Origin of the sequence: Clostridium sp. MCC345, assembly GCF_018785345.1 — a bacterium.
Classification (GTDB): domain Bacteria; phylum Bacillota; class Clostridia; order Lachnospirales; family Anaerotignaceae; genus Anaerotignum_A; species Anaerotignum_A faecicola.
On record NZ_WQPP01000035.1, the window covers coordinates 1 to 3,092 of the forward strand.

General features: G+C 46.7%; 3 protein-coding genes. All 3 read right to left on the bottom strand.

Features of this window, described 5'->3' with window-relative positions:
- Positions 1-260: 260 nt before the first annotated feature.
- Positions 261-1,109 carry a heparan-alpha-glucosaminide N-acetyltransferase gene (locus tag GPK49_RS08050; RefSeq protein WP_318283876.1) on the bottom strand — a complete coding sequence of 283 codons (849 nt, stop codon included), beginning with the start codon at positions 1,107-1,109 and terminating at the stop codon, positions 261-263.
- Positions 1,110-1,197: 88 nt separating this feature from the next.
- Complete coding sequence (locus tag GPK49_RS08055) at positions 1,198-1,542, bottom strand: TnpV protein (protein WP_215677332.1); 345 nt, start codon at positions 1,540-1,542, stop codon at positions 1,198-1,200.
- A partial coding sequence (locus GPK49_RS12970) for a recombinase family protein (protein WP_318283877.1) occupies positions 1,539-3,092 on the bottom strand: 1,554 nt, incomplete at its 5' end. The genes GPK49_RS08055 and GPK49_RS12970, both read right to left, overlap by 4 nt.

A 3,092-nucleotide genomic window follows, 5' to 3' on the forward strand; every position in this document is an offset into this window, starting at 1 on the left:
ACGGAGAATGAAGCTCCGCAGGACGCACTACTCTCGACAGAGAGTATAGAAGTGCGCCCTTTAGTTCCTAAAGGGATTTTATCAGTTCGCCAAACTTGAATCTGTCGTATTAGAGATTCTTCGCTTGCAGCTCCCTTAACGATTTCTTCGCTGGCGAAGTTGGTATCGACCGATATATCACCGGCTACAAACTGTGATAATCAAAAATAAACACATTTGCCGATATTTTCTTGTTTACTCCACCGATCAACGGCTCAATATTAAAAAATCTCGGAAACCAAGAACGCTACAACATAGCAGATCGGTTGGTGTATCATGTAAATAATAAGCGAATGTTTCCCTAAAAAGTTAATACCTGGAACTTTCCATTTTCCAAATAGCCGGTTAATCAGCCCCTTTTCCTGTAAGAAACTGTACAGGAAATATCCTGTTGCAAATAAGAAAATCCATGGGAGCAACGGAAAATAGTCGGTAGATGAAAAGCCAGCTTGCGGAAATCCAATATAAGCTAATACCGATTTCAACCATGTAACATTCAGCAAATTATCAGATAGTTGGATAGGGTCTTGCTTCGTCCAACTTCTGAGAATGAGGAATAGCACAAAACTAACGCTTACCCCAACCCCAGCCGGGATTTTTTTCAGAACCTTATCCAGTAAAATCCATATCAAAATACAGCTGCCAATAAGCGTTAGAACACCGTAGCGCACCCGATCATTGGGAAGAACTATGGCGGTAACGAGCGAAACGATCACACCACCGCCAAACGCCCACAATCCCCTTTTCATGTGTTTTTTTCCTAAATGCCAGCTGAACCCAGCCAGAAAAATAAAAGTCCAGCAAATGGATTGCTGCCAAATATAGGCACCGTGGGACTTATACCATGGAATATCTGCATTATACAGATAAACTAAATCCCATAAGAAATGATACGAAATCATTTCAATAATGGTTATACCTCTTATCAAATCAATAAACGGTAAACGCTGCTTTATTTGCGTTGTTTCCAGCAAAATTTCATCACCCCTTTTATTTACTCCAAACTGATTTTCTTCATGTTCTGTACCTCTTTCGTAAACTCTGATTTGTTGCTCACTTTTCGTATTCAAATTATACCATAAAACTTGTGAACAGTTCTACCGCAACTTTGGACTATATGAGAAAAGTCCGAACAGTTTTCTGCCCGGACTTCCTCGCTCAATCATAAATCAATTCCGCTTTCACAATCTCCTCTGCCTGTGCCTTGCAAGCGTTCATCTGCCGCACCCATTCCATTTGATTATCGGCTTTCAGTTGCTCGGTCACGCCGTACTGCTTTGCCAGCTTCGGCACGATCAGCTCCATGCGGTTTCGTGCCGCTTCTTCAATCTCGGCGCAATGTTCAAAGAGCTTGTCGGATAGTACCAGTTCATTGAACAGTATCGGGCGGTGCATTTCCAGATACGCCTTGCGAAGTCTGCCGTAGTGTCCGATGGGCTTGGTCTTGCGGATAACGATGTTCGGGATAAGATAATCGCCGTTCCGTGTGTAAGTGATATTCATGCTGTTTGTACTCCTTTCATCGGCTCTCTCTGCGGTAAGCTGCTGACAGGGACGAAAACTCCCTTTGCAATGTCCTCCGCACGAATGGCGGCTTTCTTGGCTTCGATTTCTGCCTTTTTTCTCCCCTTGATTTTGTCCTCGTATCGCTTCTGCGCTCCGCTGGCTTTCCGCTTCAAGTAGTTCTGATGAAGTCTGTCCTTGCGTTCCTCTCGCTTGCGGATTTCTTCTAATTCCTCCGGGGTCAGCTCCACTTCTCCAAACGCCGGGGGAACGAAACGCCCAACAAAATTGAAGTAAATCTCAACCTCCTGTGTGGTCTGTATACTTCCTTTGCGGTCACGCTCATGCACAAGAATTTTCTCGATAAACTCGTTGAGCATGGCAATGGTCAGCTTGTCGAAGTTCTCATACTTATCAATCAGGGCGATAAAACGGTCAGCGTCCTTTTCGTGCTTCTCATAGCTCTTGACAGCCTTTTCCAGAACAGAGATTTCAGCGGTAAGCTCGGACTGTTCCTTTTCGTATTGAGCGTCCAGAGTGGCGTATCTGCTGTCGGACAGCTTGCCTAAAATGTTGTCCTCATAGATTTTGCAGAGCAGGACTTCCAGCTCGGAAACTCTCTGCTTTGCTGTGGCAAGGCGTGTGCGCTGTTTTCTGACCTCTGCCGTCTGCTGGCTGGACTGCGCTTCCTGCACCACACGGACAAACTCGGCTCGGTCATGCTTGGCATACTCGGCAATAGCTTTGAGCATTTCGGAAACAAGGGACAGTACCACATCTTCATTGATACGGTGCTGTGTCGTGCAGAGCTTTCCAACTGGGACTTTGCTGTATTGGGAACAGGTATATTGAGAAATGCGCTTGCCGTTGTTGGTGCGGTGGACATACATCTTGCCGCCGCAATCGGCACAATAAAGCAAGCCTGTGAGGGGAGCTGCTTCGCCCCAGCCGTCCGGGTAGCGTCTGACATTCCCACGGATTTTCTGCACAAGGTCAAAGGTCTGCTGGTCAATAATGGCTTCGTGCGTATTCTCAAAAATCGTCCATTCGTCCTCCGGGACATAATGGCTTTTCTTGTCCTTGAAGTGCTTTCGGGTCTTGAAATTGATGGTGTGTCCCAGATATTCACGCTTTTCAAGAAGGTTGCAGATGGTGGAAGAACCCCAGCCGTACACATCTTTGAAAGTCTTGTTTTTGTTCACGCCCTCGCCGTGTTGGGCAAGGTAAGCAGACGGAATAAGCACCTTTTCCGATTTCAGTTTGCTGGCGATCTGATACGGACCGTAGCCGTCAATCGTCATGGCAAAGATGCGCTTGACCACATCAGCGGCTTCGGGGTCAACCAACCATTGGTCTCTGGCTTCGTTCCAGAGATAGCCGTAAATGACCGTGCCTGTGAGGTGCTTGCCGGACTTGCCTTTTGACTGGAAAGTGGAACGGATTTTACGGCTGGTGTCTCTGGCGTAATACTCGTTCATAATGTTGCGGAAAGGGGTAAAATCATCGTCCCCTCTGGCACTGTCCACGCCGTCATTGATGGCGATAAGGCG